At 36.8% G+C, this 14,255-nt stretch carries 25 protein-coding genes; all 25 read right to left on the reverse strand.

Translation table 11 applies throughout. The features are described 5' to 3' along the window. A partial coding sequence (locus VJJ80_00655; protein HLC38627.1) for a LysM domain-containing protein occupies positions 1 to 390 on the reverse strand: 390 nt, incomplete at its 3' end. A 66-nt stretch (positions 391 to 456) separates the two neighbouring features. Beyond that, positions 457 to 1,764, reverse strand: a complete 1,308-nt coding sequence (gene secY / locus VJJ80_00660; GenBank protein ID HLC38628.1) for a preprotein translocase subunit SecY — start codon at positions 1,762 to 1,764, stop codon at positions 457 to 459. Continuing rightward, positions 1,764 to 2,294, reverse strand: coding sequence for a 50S ribosomal protein L15 (gene rplO / locus VJJ80_00665; protein HLC38629.1), 531 nt, complete (start codon positions 2,292 to 2,294; stop codon positions 1,764 to 1,766). The genes secY and rplO overlap by 1 nt, the downstream gene beginning before the upstream one ends. Further along, entirely contained in the window at positions 2,291 to 2,815 is a 525-nt protein-coding gene (rpsE, locus tag VJJ80_00670; GenBank protein HLC38630.1) for a 30S ribosomal protein S5, read from the reverse strand. Before rpsE ends, rplO begins: the two co-directional genes overlap by 4 nt. A gap of 11 nt (positions 2,816 to 2,826) precedes the next feature. Further along, entirely contained in the window at positions 2,827 to 3,189 is a 363-nt protein-coding gene (gene rplR / locus VJJ80_00675) for a 50S ribosomal protein L18 (GenBank protein HLC38631.1), read from the reverse strand. 1 nt (position 3,190) lies between these two features. After that, entirely contained in the window at positions 3,191 to 3,748 is a 558-nt protein-coding gene (gene rplF / locus VJJ80_00680) for a 50S ribosomal protein L6 (protein HLC38632.1), read from the reverse strand. Positions 3,749 to 3,756: 8 nt separating this feature from the next. Then, complete coding sequence (rpsH, locus tag VJJ80_00685) at positions 3,757 to 4,146, reverse strand: 30S ribosomal protein S8 (protein ID HLC38633.1); 390 nt, start codon at positions 4,144 to 4,146, stop codon at positions 3,757 to 3,759. An 18-nt stretch (positions 4,147 to 4,164) separates the two neighbouring features. Beyond that, positions 4,165 to 4,350: a type Z 30S ribosomal protein S14 gene (locus tag VJJ80_00690; protein ID HLC38634.1), complete on the reverse strand. Its 186-nt coding sequence runs from the start codon at positions 4,348 to 4,350 to the stop codon at positions 4,165 to 4,167. Continuing rightward, a complete protein-coding gene (gene rplE / locus VJJ80_00695) occupies positions 4,343 to 4,900 on the reverse strand; it encodes a 50S ribosomal protein L5 (protein ID HLC38635.1) in 558 nt (185 codons plus the stop codon). Before rplE ends, VJJ80_00690 begins: the two co-directional genes overlap by 8 nt. A 13-nt stretch (positions 4,901 to 4,913) precedes the next feature. Then, complete coding sequence (gene rplX, locus VJJ80_00700) at positions 4,914 to 5,219, reverse strand: 50S ribosomal protein L24 (GenBank protein ID HLC38636.1); 306 nt, start codon at positions 5,217 to 5,219, stop codon at positions 4,914 to 4,916. A 48-nt stretch (positions 5,220 to 5,267) separates the two neighbouring features. Next, the gene (gene rplN / locus VJJ80_00705) at positions 5,268 to 5,636 is read right to left on the reverse strand and encodes a 50S ribosomal protein L14 (protein HLC38637.1); all 369 of its coding nucleotides are present in this window, start codon (positions 5,634 to 5,636) and stop codon (positions 5,268 to 5,270) included. Positions 5,637 to 5,656: 20 nt separating this feature from the next. Next, entirely contained in the window at positions 5,657 to 5,956 is a 300-nt protein-coding gene (gene rpsQ / locus VJJ80_00710; protein ID HLC38638.1) for a 30S ribosomal protein S17, read from the reverse strand. Next, positions 5,946 to 6,251, reverse strand: coding sequence for a 50S ribosomal protein L29 (gene rpmC / locus VJJ80_00715; GenBank protein HLC38639.1), 306 nt, complete (start codon positions 6,249 to 6,251; stop codon positions 5,946 to 5,948). The genes rpsQ and rpmC overlap by 11 nt, the downstream gene beginning before the upstream one ends. Then, positions 6,252 to 6,662 carry a 50S ribosomal protein L16 gene (gene rplP / locus VJJ80_00720; protein ID HLC38640.1) on the reverse strand — a complete coding sequence of 137 codons (411 nt, stop codon included), beginning with the start codon at positions 6,660 to 6,662 and terminating at the stop codon, positions 6,252 to 6,254. Positions 6,663 to 6,691: 29 nt separating this feature from the next. Further along, positions 6,692 to 7,327 (reverse strand): 30S ribosomal protein S3, encoded by a 636-nt coding sequence (gene rpsC / locus VJJ80_00725; GenBank protein HLC38641.1) that lies wholly within the window; start codon positions 7,325 to 7,327, stop codon positions 6,692 to 6,694. Next, entirely contained in the window at positions 7,281 to 7,799 is a 519-nt protein-coding gene (rplV, locus tag VJJ80_00730) for a 50S ribosomal protein L22 (protein ID HLC38642.1), read from the reverse strand. Before rplV ends, rpsC begins: the two co-directional genes overlap by 47 nt. 8 nt (positions 7,800 to 7,807) lie before the next feature. Then, positions 7,808 to 8,146, reverse strand: a complete 339-nt coding sequence (gene rpsS / locus VJJ80_00735) for a 30S ribosomal protein S19 (GenBank protein ID HLC38643.1) — start codon at positions 8,144 to 8,146, stop codon at positions 7,808 to 7,810. Positions 8,147 to 8,161: 15 nt separating this feature from the next. Beyond that, positions 8,162 to 8,983 (reverse strand): 50S ribosomal protein L2, encoded by an 822-nt coding sequence (gene rplB / locus VJJ80_00740; GenBank protein ID HLC38644.1) that lies wholly within the window; start codon positions 8,981 to 8,983, stop codon positions 8,162 to 8,164. A 27-nt stretch (positions 8,984 to 9,010) separates the two neighbouring features. Then, positions 9,011 to 9,310: a 50S ribosomal protein L23 gene (gene rplW, locus VJJ80_00745; protein ID HLC38645.1), complete on the reverse strand. Its 300-nt coding sequence runs from the start codon at positions 9,308 to 9,310 to the stop codon at positions 9,011 to 9,013. Between the two features lie 16 nt (positions 9,311 to 9,326). Further along, entirely contained in the window at positions 9,327 to 9,989 is a 663-nt protein-coding gene (rplD, locus tag VJJ80_00750) for a 50S ribosomal protein L4 (GenBank protein ID HLC38646.1), read from the reverse strand. 7 nt (positions 9,990 to 9,996) lie between these two features. Next, positions 9,997 to 10,611, reverse strand: coding sequence for a 50S ribosomal protein L3 (gene rplC / locus VJJ80_00755; protein ID HLC38647.1), 615 nt, complete (start codon positions 10,609 to 10,611; stop codon positions 9,997 to 9,999). A 179-nt stretch (positions 10,612 to 10,790) separates the two neighbouring features. Further along, entirely contained in the window at positions 10,791 to 11,459 is a 669-nt protein-coding gene (locus VJJ80_00760; GenBank protein ID HLC38648.1) for a PsbP-related protein, read from the reverse strand. A 39-nt stretch (positions 11,460 to 11,498) separates the two neighbouring features. Next, on the reverse strand, positions 11,499 to 12,473 hold the full coding sequence (locus tag VJJ80_00765) for a hypothetical protein (protein HLC38649.1): 975 nt from the start codon (positions 12,471 to 12,473) through the stop codon (positions 11,499 to 11,501). Between the two features lie 54 nt (positions 12,474 to 12,527). Beyond that, a complete protein-coding gene (gene rpsJ, locus VJJ80_00770) occupies positions 12,528 to 12,860 on the reverse strand; it encodes a 30S ribosomal protein S10 (GenBank protein HLC38650.1) in 333 nt (110 codons plus the stop codon). 159 nt (positions 12,861 to 13,019) lie between these two features. Continuing rightward, entirely contained in the window at positions 13,020 to 14,207 is a 1,188-nt protein-coding gene (tuf, locus tag VJJ80_00775; protein ID HLC38651.1) for an elongation factor Tu, read from the reverse strand. Positions 14,208 to 14,255: the final 48 nt, after the last annotated feature.

Genomic DNA, 14,255 nt, shown 5'->3' on the forward strand with positions numbered 1-14,255 from the left:
GGCGGGGATTTTTAAAACTTGACCTTGTTTGATGACACTATCTTCGGATAAACCATTATATTCGGCAATTTTTGTCCAGGGTAAATTAAATTTTAAACCAATCGTAAACAAGGTTTCGCCGGCTTTAACAGTATATTCCTGAACCGAAGATCCGTCCGTGACTGGGGTTTTGGACTTATTGGTATTTGTTTCGCCCTTGACTTCGCCGGAATTTGCGGTTTCAGATTTGGCATTATTTTTGTTGGCAATTTTCTTGCCCCAAAATATTCCGCCAAAAATTCCAGCACCAGCTCCGACTAAAAAAACCAAAACAAACATTGCCACTAACATTCCAAAGCCAGCTGGACCTTTGCGCAAATTGTTATCAATTTTTTCCTCAATCCTGCTCATTGCTCCTCCGAAAAATTGAAAAATTTGATATTATCGAAGGCTAAAAAAAGATAAATTGTTAAAAATTTAATATTGGTAACTTCTCATTACTAATTGTGATTTGATTTGCCGTAAAGTATCTAAAACTACTGAAACCAAAATCAAAACACCTGTTCCACCGATTACTAAAGTAGGAATTTGAGTAATTGCTTGGACGATAAAAGGTAAAATAGCAATTATCCCCAAAAAAAGACCGCCTGATAAATTTAACCGGTGCAAAAGTTTTGACAGATATTGTTTGGTTTCTCGGCCAGGCCGAATTCCGGAAATAAAACCGCCTTGTTTTTGGAGATTTTCAGAAATTTTTTCCGGATTAAAAACAATCGCGGTATAAAAATAGGTAAAGGCAATGATTAACACAAAATATAAAATTCCATAAATAGTTTGATTATTAAAGAAACTATTTACTTTGGTGGCAATGTCAACTAAGGTTTCGGATTTGGCATTCATTAAAAATTTGGCAATCGTACCAGGAAAAATAATGATTGAGAGGGCAAAAATGATTGGAATAACGCCGCCTTGATTGACACGCATTGGCAAATATGTTGAAGCGCCGCCAGTGACATTTGAGCCTCGAACTCTTTTCGCATAAGTAACAGGAATTCTCCTCTCACCTTCAGAAACAATAATAATAAAAACTACCACCGCGACAGCAATTAAGGCAAAAACGGTCAAGCCTAAGAGTTTGGTCCAATCAATCGCTCCGCCGGTAAAAATTAAAGCAAAAGTATCGCGCAACATTTTAGGAATACCAGAAATAATTCCTAAAGTAATAATTAAGGAAACGCCATTGCCTAAACCATTTTCTGAAATTAGCTCGCCTAACCACATTAATAAAATCGTGCCAGCAGTGACGGTTAATAAAGCCGAGACCATGTTAACGCCGCCTAAACCGCTTGTAAGAATCGCCGGCTGACCAGAAGCACCTTTGGTTAACAACGAAATCATGGCATATGATTGGATTAAAGCTAAGGGAACGGTTAAATACCTTGTCCACTGATTGATTTTCTGTTGGCCAGATTCGCCTTCTTTGGATAATTCTTCCAGAGCGGGAATGACCATGGTTAAAAGTTGCATCACAATAGAAGCGGTGATATAGGGCGCAACACCCATTAAGATGATGGAAAAATTTTCCATGGTGCCGCCAGAAAAAAGATTTAAGAGGCCAAAAATTTGGTTGCGTCCAAAAAATTCCCTTAAAGCTGATAAATCAACACCTGGCAAAGGAAGGTGGGCTAAAATTCGAACTAAAATTAAAATCGCGATAGTATAAATGACTTTTAAACGTAAATCGCGATAGAGAAAGAAACTTTTAAATTGAGACGATAGAGACATTAGTTTCCTTTGGTATTTATTTTATCTTTGGTTGATTGTTTCGTCGCTTTGGGAGTTGATTTTTTGGGTGGAGTTTTGGTAACTTTTTTGGAGACAACTTTAATTGAACCTGAGGTTTTTTCAATTTTCTTTTGAGCATTTTTGCTAATTGCCAAACCCTCAAAAGTTAAAGCATGGTCAATTTTACCATTGGCTAATATTTTTATTTTAGTATTTTCGGTCTTAATAAGCCCTTTTTCTAAAAGTGTTTTTGGAGAAACTATTTCTTTGGCAGTAAAAGTTTTATTTATTTGTTCTAAATTAATGACTCTGGTTTTGGGTCTGTTTCTAAAAAATCCTTTTTTCTTGGGCAATCTCATTTTGAGCGGAGTTTGGCCACCCTCAAAACCGATTGGTAAATTATAACCAGTTCGAGATTTTAAGCCTTTAGTCCCTCGACCGGCAGTTTTGCCATATCCGGAACCAATTCCGCGTCCGACTCTTTTTTTCTTTTTCCGAGGCATAATTGGTTTTAAGGTATGTTGTTTCATTGTCTCGCCCTTTCTGCTAATTCTTCCAAAGCTCCCATAATCGCTTTAAGATTATTAATTTTATTGGGCGAACCTAAAATTTTCCCAAGAATATTTTTGACGCCAGCCAAATTAGCCACAATTCTAACTGGACCACCAGCAATAATGCCAGTACCTTTAGCAGCCGGTTTTAAGAGAACAACCGCGGCTCCAAATTCAAATCTAATTTCGCGGGTAATTGTTTCGTTTTTAATCGGAATTTGGATTAAATTTTGGCGAGCTTTACGGGCCGCTTTTTGAACTGCTGTCGCGACATCATTGGCTTTGGCAACCCCTAATCCTACTTTACCATTTTTATCGCCAACCACAACTGTAGCTCGAAATCTCATTCTTTTACCACCAGCCACAACTCTGGTGACACGATCAACTTGAACGACATTTTCAGAAAATTCATCCCTGGGACGTTCTTTTTTGTTAAAACGAGCTTTTCTCATTCTAACTTCGGGCATATTTTGTGGACCCATTGGTATTCTTTTTGGCATATTGAACCTTTCTAAAATTCCAAGCCAGCTTTTCTGGCACCGCCTGCAAAAGCTTTAACGCGACCATGATATTTATAACCGCCCCGATCAAAAATTACTTTGCTGATTTTTTTCGCTTTAGCATTTTTAGCGGCTAATTCGCCAACCAAAAAAGCAATTTGGGTTTTAGTTTTTTTGGTAATGGTACTTTTTGCCAATTTAATATCACTGGCAGTGGCTAAAGTTTGACCTTTTTCGTCATTGATAAACTGAACCCAAAAATGGGTATTACTTTTGAAAACTGCTAATCTGGGACGAAGTGCGGTACCTTTAACTTTGGCTCTAATATTTTTTCTTCTTTTTTTTCGTTGCATAAGTTTAAAATTTGCATTCATTTTATTCCTTCCCGCCTTCAATTTTGGCCACGGCCTTGCCAGCTTTTCGGCGAATAATTTCGTCAGAATATTTAATTCCCTTGCCTTTATATGGCTCAGGCTTTTTAATTGATCTGATGATCGCGGCGGTTTGTCCGACTTTTTGTTTATCAATCCCGGAAATTTTAATCTTGTTTTTTTCAACCACTAATTCGATGCCTTCTGGAGCTTCAAATTCAACCGGATGAGAAAAACCAAGGCTTAAAACTAAATGACGAGCGTCTTCGGTTTTAGCCCGAAAACCAACGCCAATCAGTTCTAAAGTTTTTTGATACCCCTCGGAAACCCCCACGACCATATTTTTAATTTGGGCACGAGTTAACCCCCACAATCTTTTTGATCTGGTATCTTGATTTTTAGGGATAATCTGCAATAAATTATTTTCAATTTTTATCTCACAAGCTAATTTCATTTTAAAATCAAGGTTCCCTTTCGGACCTGAAACTTTGACTTTTTGATCACCAACCGTGACTTGTACCCCTTCTGGAATTGTAATTATTCTTCGGCCAAGCTTTGACATTTATCTCCTTACCAAACTCGACAAATTACTTCACCGCCTAAACCAGTTTTTTTTGCATCCATATCGTTCATTAAACCTTTTGGCGTGGAAATAACTAATCGGGTATAACCTCGGGTGAGTTTGGAAATTTCTTTGGTTGAAATATAATACCGGCGGCCAGGTTTCGAAATACGAATTATATCAGAAATTGCCGGTCGCTCATTTTGATATTTTAAAGTTAGCACCAAAAACATTCTTTTAGCCCTGGTAACTTTTTTAAAACTATCGATAAAATCTAATGTTACTAAAACTTTGGCAAAATTTTCTTTAAATTTGGAATGAGGCACGAATACTTTCGCTTTTTGAATATTCTGGGCATTTTTGATTCTGGCAATCATGTCTGATATTGGGTCTGTCATTTTGAATCTCCTTTGATCTTACCAACTCGCTTTGGTTATTCCTGGTAAATCCCCTTTTGAAGCTAATTCGCGGAAACAAATTCTACACAAGCCAAAATCCCGCATAAAAGCTCTTTTTCGACCACATTTTAAACAACGGCTGACTTTTCTGGTTGAATATTTTGGTTTACGTTGTGATTTTAAAATTTGCGATTTTTTAGCCATTTTTCTCCTTAGTTTGGAAAATAATTCCTAATTGTCGAAATAATAATTCGGCTTCTTCTCTATTTTTGGCATTGGTGACAAAATTAATCTGAAGCCCAAAGGTTTTGACAACTTGATCTGGTTTAATCTCAGGAAACACAATTTGTTCACGAATGCCTAAATTTAAATTAAAACCTTGATCTAAAGCTGATGGTTTTACTCCACGAAAATCTCTAATTCGAGGCAAGACAATATTGATAATTTTATCCATAAAATTATACATTCTTTTGCCTCTTAGAGTTACCACCAAACCGACCGGCATGCCCTTTCTCAATTTAAAACCAGAAATGGCTTTAGTTGATTTGGCAACCTTGGGTTTTTGGCCGGTTATATGGGATAAATCCAAAATTATAGGCTCTAAACTTTTAGAATCTTCAGACATCATCCGGCCAATTCCAACATTAACAATCACTTTAGTAACTTTGGGAACGGCTAAATTATTTTTATATCCAAAATTTTTCTTGAAAAAGGGGATAATTTCTTTTTGGAATTTGGTTTGTAATTTGTCCATAAACCTCATTTGTTTAAATTTCTTCAGCGCATTTTTTACAAATTCTAACTTTTTTTTGCGCCGTGATTTTAAAACCTGTTCTGGTGGCTTTGTGACATTTTGGGCAAATCAACATTAAATTCGAAGTGGTGATCGGAACGGCAATTTCAACTTTACCACCTTTGGGATTTTTTTTAGTCGGTTTGACATGTTTTTTAATAATATTAATGCCTGAAATTTGAACTTTGCGATTCTTGGGAAATGCTTTTTCGATTTTACCGGTTTTACCACGATCTTTGCCTGAAATTACTAAAACATTGTCGCCTTTTTTAAGTTTAATGCTGATATTTTTTAAATTTTTATTCTGAAACTTATGAATTTTCATTTTTTATACTACCTCTGGGGCTAAGGAAATAATTTTTTTATAACCCCTTTCCCTTAATTCTCGAGCGACTGGCCCTAAAATTCGGGTGCCTTTCGGATTTTTATCAGGATTAATAATCACCACGGCGTTATCATCAAATTTAATTGACGAACCGTCTCGGCGTTTAAAATTCTGGCGTTGTCGGACAATGACGGCTTTCACCACCTGCTTTTTCTTAACTTGACCATTTGGAATAGCACTCTTTACAGATGCAGTGATTAAATCGCCAATTCGAGCATAACGACGCTTAGTGCCACCAACAACTTGAATACACAATAATTCTCTGGCACCAGAATTGTCGGCAACTTTTAATCTTGAATATAATTGAATCATAATACTCCTAAAATCACAGTTTAGGCGAGGCGTCTTAAGACTTGCCAATGTTTATTTTTTGAAATTGGCCGAGATTCAATAATTTCGACGGTTTCGCCTTCTTTGAATTCGTTTTTGGGATCATGAGCTTGAAAATGTCGATTAATTTTAAATTTCTTGCGATACACAGGATGTTCTTTCAAGCGCTCAACTGAAACTACCACGGTTTTATCCATTTTATCGGAAATAATAACGCCTTTTAAAATCTTTTTATTGGAAAATTTAGGTAAACTTTTAGATTTTTGGGAAGATTTTTTAATAGGAGTAGTTTTAGTTTTCATTTTGATCCTTATGGTTATCTATTTTTTGGGATTGATTATTTTTAATTTTTTTATCTGCTGTTTCTTCTTTTAAGGAAGAATCTTTAATTAAATCTGCGGCTATTTTTTCTCGAATCACAGTTTGACAACGGGCGATATTTTTTTTGACTTTTTTTAAATCAGCGGTTTTCTTTAATTTTTCCATTAAATGATCCTTTCGCATTTGAAAATATTTTTCCCGCTCAACTTGTAATTCTTTGACCAACTCGGGTAAGTTTTTATTTCGAATTTTCTTTAATTCCTCTTTAGTCTTCATTTATTCTTCCTTTTCCACAAATCTGGTTCGAATTGGTAGTTTAAAGGCGGCTAGAGTGATGGCTCTTTTAGCTAATTCTCGGGTAACTCCATCCATTTCAAACAAAATTGTCCCAGGTGCTACGCGAGCCACAAAATGTGAAACCGCTCCTTTACCACCACCCATTCGAGTTTCAACAGGCAAAGCTGTTTTAGGTTTGTCCGGATAAATTCTAATCCAAACTTCTCCGCCACGCTTAATTTCCCGGGTCATGGCACGTCTAGCAGCTTCAATCTGACGAGCGGAAATTAATCTAGCTTCTAAAGCTTTTAAGCCATATCTGCCAAAGACCAAATTTTGACCTTTGGTGGCAACTTTTCTCAAAGTGCCTTTTTGCTGTTTTCGATATTTCATTTTTCGTGGCATTAACATGATAACTCTTTTTTAATACTTATTTTAGGTTATTTATTATTTTCTTCGATTTTTTTATAAACCCAAACTTTAATACCAATGGTGCCATATTTAGTAAAAGCATCAACTTTGGCAAAATCTAAGGGGATTTTGAGGGTTTGCGTCGGAATCGAGCCTGAACCAAATTTTTCTCGACGCGCAATTTCAGCACCATTTAAACGTCCCCCAATTTCAATTTTAATCCCGATGGCGCCAGCATCTTTAGCACGCTCAATTGCCATATTAACGGCGCGGCGATATGCGACCCGACGGGCAAGTTGAAAAGCAATATTTTCAGCAATAATTTGCGCTCTCGTGTCTGGATCGTGAACTTCAAAGATTTCAATTTTGACTTTTTTACCGATTTTTTTGTCTAAATAATTTTTTAAATCTTCAGTCCCCTTACCGCTGCGACCAATGAGGACACCCGGTTTCGGGGTATAAATTAAAATTTTAATATCCCCACCTCGTTCTCTAACAATTTCAATTAACTCAATCGTGCCAAGGCTAAATTTGGCTTTGATTTCTTTTCTAATATTTAAATCTTCCATCACGATTTGAGGATAATTTTTTTTGCTATACCATTTTGAATGCCAATTTTTATTTAGAGGCAGTCTTAGACTTTCTGGATTGACTTTTTGTCCCATTTTCTTCTCCTTTTTTTGCAGCTGGGGTTATGGTTGGTTTATTATTTTTATGGTCGGTTAATTTTTTTGAAGTGTTTTTTTCGGTTTTTGTAGATTCAACTTTATCTTCATATTTGGATGGTTTTTGGGGAGCTTTAACGTCTGCTAAAATGATGGTCAGATGAGAGGTGCGACGCTTGATAATGTCGGCTCGGCCTTTGGCGCGAATTTTTCTTCTTTTTAAGGATGGACCGCCGTCAACTCTAATTTCTTTAATAGAAAGTTTTTCACCATCTAAATCCTTTTCTTTGGCAGCTGCGAGGGCGGATTTTAACAATTGATGAATATATTTTGCCGATTTGGTGGGTGAAAATTTCAACGATTCTTCGGCTAAAATTGCCTTTTCGCCACGAACGGAATCGGCGATTAATCTCGCTTTTTTGGGTGAAACTCTGGCATATTTGAAACAAACCTTAATCTCTGTTTTTTCCATTTTTTCCTTTATTTTTTAGTCGCAGTTGCACTTTCGCTAGTTGTGCTAATTGCTCCGGCTTGGCGTTGACCCATTTCTTCCTCACGAGCCATTCTACCACCATGTCTGGTAAATTTTCTGGTTTTTGAAAATTCACCTAATTTATGTCCGACCATTTCCTCGGAAATTTTGACTGAAATGTGTTCTTTGCCATTGTGAACGCCAAAAGTAAAACCAACCATCTCCGGGGTAATTGTGGCTGATCTTGACCAAGTTTTAATTGGTTTTGAATCGCCAGCGGCTTTTTTGGCAACTTTTTTCAATAATTTTTCATCAATATATGGACCTTTTTTAAGGGATCTGGACATGATACTCCTAAGATATTATTTTCTTTTTTTAACAATTAATCTGTCAGAAGCTTGGCGTTTTCTGGTTTTATAACCTTTTGTAGGTTTGCCCCAAGGAGTTTTTGGCGATGGCATACCAACCGATGAGCGACCTTCACCACCACCATGAGGGTGAGCGTTTGGGGACATGGCCACACCTCGGACTTTGGGTCTAATATTTTGCCAGCGTTTTCGGCCAGCTTTACCAATCTTGATGAGTGAATTTTCTGGAAATGACAAGGCGCCAATTGAGGCTGAGCATTCGGCTAAGACTTTTTTAACTTCTCGGGATGGAAACTGAATTGTAACATATTTTCCCTCTTTTGACAAGAGTTGAGCCGAAGCACCTGCCGATCTAACAGTTTGTCCGCCACGACCAGGATTTAACTCGATATTGTGTAAAACCGTACCAGTGGGTAAATTTTTTAATTTGGCGCGATTTCCAGTTTTGACCGGGGTTTTATCGGCAAAAATTACCGAATCTGTAACTTTTAAACCTTGTGGCGCTAAAATATATCTTTTTTCACCATCCGAAAAAACAATTTGAGCAATTCGAGCGGTTCGATTAGGATCATATTCAATTGAAACTACTTTGGCTGAAAGATTTAATTTATTCTGTAAAAAATCAATTTTTCGAAAAAGTCTTTTGGCACCACCGCCTCTTTGACCAACCGAAATTCCAGCTTTGGTGTGACCTCTCTTGCGATTATTTTTAACAATTAAAGATTTTTGCGGCTTTTTGGCGGTAATTTCTTTAAAATCTGCGCCGGACATTTTTCGACGCGCTTGTGAAGTATTTTTATATTTCTTAATTCCCATAAGAATCCTTTTTAAAGATGTTTAAAATTATTTAATCGTTTCAAAGCCGGGAATTTTTTGACCCTTTTTCAAAACCACGATGGCCTTTTTTTGACCTTTGATTTTTCGAACCATCATCCCATGCTTGGTAGGAGTTGCTTTCTGTTTGCCGGGATTTTTGGTAATGTTTATTTTAAGCGGATTAACTTTATATATTTTCTTGACTGCCGCATTAATTTGATTTTTGGTAGCAGTTTTAGCAACTAAAATCGTAAATTTACCGCTGTTAGCTAAAAAGGCGGTTTTTTCGGTTACTTTCGGGCCGATAATTATTTCATAACTTTCCATTAATGCTCCAGGAATATTAAAATGTTTTAACTATTTGTTCAAAACCAGCCTTGGTAGTTAAAATATATTCGAAATTTAATAAATCTAAAATATTTAAACTATCAGGCGATAAAATCTTTACATAAGCTAAATTCCGTGCAGATTTAATGATCTTTTCATCACGAACATCAGGAAGCAATAACACGGTGTCAAAAATATTCAAATTTGATAAAATTTCCTGCATTTTTTTAGTTTTAATTTCAGATAAAGCCAATTTTTCGACAATGATTAATTTTTGATGGGCAATTTTATCAGACAAAACCGCTTGGACGGCACTTTTTCGTTCTTTTTTGGGCATTTGAATTTGATAATTATTTTCAGGAGTTGGCCCAAAAGCGACGCCACCTTTTCGCCAAATTGGGTTTCGAGACGACCCAAATCGAGCACGTCCGGTGCCTTTTTGCCGCCAAGGTTTTTTACCACCGCCCCGTCTTTCGGCTCGGTTTTTGGTGTGGGCCGTGGAAATTTGTTTCTTGGCTAATTGCCATTGAACGGCTTTTAAAATCAAGTGTTCTTTGGGGGTAATTTTTAAAACCTCAGGAATTGAAATTTGGCCAGCTTTTTCGCCGTTTAATTTAAAAACCTGAATCTTTAAAACTTTTTTATTGGTGGGGATTTTTTGAGCAATTGTTTTTGGCATTAGACTCCTATTCAGCTTTAACTAAGACTAAATTACTCTTGGCTGCACCCGGAACAGCCCCTTTGATTAATATAATATTTTTATCAGCTTGAACATCAATGATGACGGCTTTTTTAATGGTGATATTATCACTGCCCATATGTCCCGGCATTTTTTTGCCTTTTACGACGTGTTGTGGAAACATGGAACCAATTGATCCTGGACGACGATGGTGGTGTGAACCATGAGTCTCTGGACCTCGAGAAAAGCCATGTCTTTTGATTACACCAGCAAAGCCTTTTCCCTTTGAAACTCCTTGAACATTGACTTTATCGCCAGTTTGAAAAATATCCGCTTTGATTTCTTGCCCAAGTTCCAAATTATCAATTTTCTTGGCGGGAATTTCTCTAACAAAACTTAAATTTTTCGAAATTTTAGCTTTAGCGAGATGACCCTTTTGGGTTTTTAAAAGATGCTTTTTTTCACGAAAAGCTAATTGGACGGCGGTGTAACCATCTTTTTCTGGCGTCCTTAATTGCGAGATATAACATGGCCCAGCTTCAACGACGGTGACTGGCTGAGGATGATTTTTATCGTCATAAACTTGGGTCATGCCAATTTTTCTGGCGAGAATAAAATTCATATTATCTCTCTAAAAAATAAATTAATCGTCCGGAACTAGCCTTAATTTTATCTTTTAATTATCTAAAAGTATCAAGGCTGTTATCTGGACTTTAACTTTAAAATTATCAATTTAGCAATTATTTATATTCTATCTCAAAATTTTTAGAAAGTCAACATTTATAGTATTTATAGTATTTTTTAGGTGGTAAATTCAAAAGTGGCAAGAATATCATCAGAGATTGAATCGTGAGTGCCAGCCGCATTTGAATTTTCCCACATAATCGAATATTCTTTACCTTTATAAATGATATAAATCGTCGTTTGAAAGCTGCCGTCCAACATGCTGGGGGTGGTGGAGACTAATTTTAAAGCACTTTGACCATCAACAGTAATAGTAGATTCGATATCGGCTGAGTCTTGGCTTCTTAATTGGGCAAAGGTTTGTGTTTCAGAAGGAATTACCACGGACAATTTAGTAATTTTATATTCTGATTCGCAAGGAGGAGTATTGCCAAAATCAGTATCATCAACTAAAACTAAATCTTTGGTGCCAACTCTTCTACTATAGGTTTGGGTATCATAGCAACCTTCAGCGACAAAATAATTTGTTGGATATTTGAATTGATAATTTTGAGGCTCATTAATATAGGTTTTCCAGTCGGCAGTTTTTTTATCGATCCCGGAACTACTTTCATCATCTGAGGTTGAGTTAGGTTTTACAGTCACGGTGGCGCTCTTTTTTTCTAAATCTGGAATGATTTTGTAATTGTAATAAGCCCAGACACCACCGCCGGCAGCCGCAGCAGCTAAAAGCACCAATAAAATACCCAAAATTGTGGAAATCCCTTTTTCGGAATTTGGTTCCATTTTCCCTCCTTGATGAATTGTTTTATAATTTAGAATATTCTAAAACTTTAATGATTTCATTGCCAAATCAATGGTGTCCATTAATTCACCAAAACTCAATTGACTTCGTGTTTTAGATTCAATTAAAGTTTTAAATTCAGCATGGATTCTTGTATTAACGATTTCTTGTTGATTGAGGGCGGTATTATTTAATTGATCATTGAGAGCTTTGGTTTCTTTGGTAAAGGAAGACATACTATAATCAATGTTTACAACCGCGTTTTCGTCTTGATTAAAAAGTACTACATAATAGGTAGGATAAATCCCGACATCTTGTCCGGAAGTATTAATGCAAGAGAAACCGCGTGATTTATTGTCTGTGGAAGCAATGTATTTCCAGCTAATGGCGGACGAACCATTATATGGAAAAAATTCAATACTGAATTTACTTAAACGATTTATCAATTCGGGGGCTAGCTTTTGATTACTATATATTTCTTTCATCAAGGTTAATGCTTGCTTTCTTTCCGCTGAGGGCATAGTATATGGTTCGTTGGACGAATAGTTGCTCCATTTTGTCAAATTAGCATATTCTCCAATAACATTTGATTCGGTTTCTTTTTTATTCACCATATAAAATGAAATATCTTCCTTGGTGTTATTTTCCCATCCACTCTCCCTTCCACTCTCCCTAGTAATTTTCCAGGTTTCTGGATATTTTAAAGTTGCTTTAGAAAAATCTAGGGTTAAAGTTTTCCAATTTGCAGTTTCGTCAGTTTTCGGGGTGGTGGTTGTTGAAGTCGAGGCTTTGTTGAGGTCTGGGATGACTCGATAGTTGTAATACGCCCAAACGCCACCACCAGCTAATAGCGCAATTAATAATAAGAGCAAAATTCCAGTAATTGTGGAAATGCCCTCTTGTGGATTTTCTCCATTGGTTGGCTCGCTTGTTGGTGCAGCTGGTGCTTGTTCGGTTGGTGGAGTTGGATCAGGTGCGGGATTAGCCACATGAAATTGATCTTGTTCTTCGCCCATGGGTTCCTCCTTTTAGTTCAATTTAAAAATAAAAAAATAGATATTATATATTAACTACATTTTAATTTCAATATCAACTCCGGCGGGTAAATCGAGTGTCATCAAAGAATCTACGGTTTTTGAAGTGGGATTGACAATATCAATTAAACGTTTGTGAACACGCATTTCAAACTGTTCTCGGGCATCTTTATGGACATTCGGCGATTTTAGGACGGTATAAAGAGTCCGTTGCGTGGGCAAAGGAATTGGACCCGACACTAAGGCACCGGTTCTTTCCGCGGTTTCAACAATTTTCTCCGCGGCATTATCGGCAATTCGATAATCAAAGGCAGTTAATTTAATGCGAATCTTGGTTTTCTTTTTAATACTAGTGGTCTTGGGAGACATTTTTTTAAATTCCTAAATATTTTCTACAAAATACGAATCGGCACAAAAATACAAAAAGTTGATTGAAGTTGATTGATTTTATATAATACGAATTCTGACAAAAATACGAAACGTAAAATTTTATTTTTGTATTTTGGTATAATTTTTGTATTTCGTAGATTACTTTATAACTTTAGTAACGACACCGGCACCAACAGTCTTGCCACCTTCTCGAATGGCAAATCTCATTTTTTCTTCGATGGCAACCGGTTGAATTAATTTAATTTTTAAATTAGTGGTGTCGCCCGGCATAACCATTTCCGTACCTTCTGATAATTCAACTTCGCCGGTCACATCAGTGGTGCGAATATAGAATTGTGGTTTATAACCTTTAAAAAACGGGGTATGTCGACCACCTTCTTCTTTTGTCAAAACATAAACTTCGGCTTCAAATTCGGTATGAGGCGTAATTGAGCTGGGCTTGGCTAAAACTTGTCCTCGCTCAACTTGGTCCCTTTCGATACTTCTCAAAAGCACCCCGACATTATCGCCGGCTTGACCTTCGTTTAGGGATTTTCTAAACATTTCTACGCCGGTGACAGTGGTTTTTTTAGTCGGATGCAAACCAATTATTTCTAATTCCTCGCCAACTTTAACAATGCCTCTTTCAATTTTGCCGGTCACGACAGTACCGCGACCTTTAATTGAAAAAACGTCTTCAACTGGCATCAAAAATGGCTTGTCGGTTTCTCTCTTGGGATCTGGGATAAAATCATCCATGGCTTTTAAGAGTTCTTCGATTGATTTTTCCGCTTCCGCATCGCCTTCTAAGGCTTTTAAGGCAGAACCTCGAATAATGGGGGTTTTATCGCCAGGATATTTATATTTGGTTAAAAGATCTCTAATTTCTTCTTCCACCAAATCAATTAATTCTGGATCTGAAACTTGATCAACTTTATTGATGAAAACAACAATTTCAGGCACACCCACTTGTCTGGCTAACAAAATGTGTTCTCGAGTTTGTGGCATTGGGCCATCAGTCGCGGCCACGACTAAAACGGCGCCATCCATTTGCGCGGCACCAGTAATCATGTTTTTGATGTAGTCTGCATGACCTGGAGCGTCAATGTGTGCATAATGTCGCTTGTCGGTTTCATATTCCAAATGATAAAGTGAAATTGTGAGTCCACGCTCTTTTTCTTCGGGAGCGTTGTCAATTTGGTCAACTTTAAAAGGCTCAGCTTTGCCTTTTTTGGATAAGACATGGGTAATGGCCGCAGTTAAAGTAGTTTTTCCATGGTCAACATGACCAATCGTACCTACGTTTAAGTGGGGCTTGGTTCTTTCGAAGGATTTTTTCTCTGCCATTTTTCTCCTCAAAATTTTAGTTTAATGGATTTTTATAAATTGATGATT

The sequence above is a fragment of the Patescibacteria group bacterium genome (genome assembly GCA_035288465.1).
GTDB lineage: Bacteria > Patescibacteriota > UBA1384 > DATEAH01 > DATEAH01 > DATEAH01.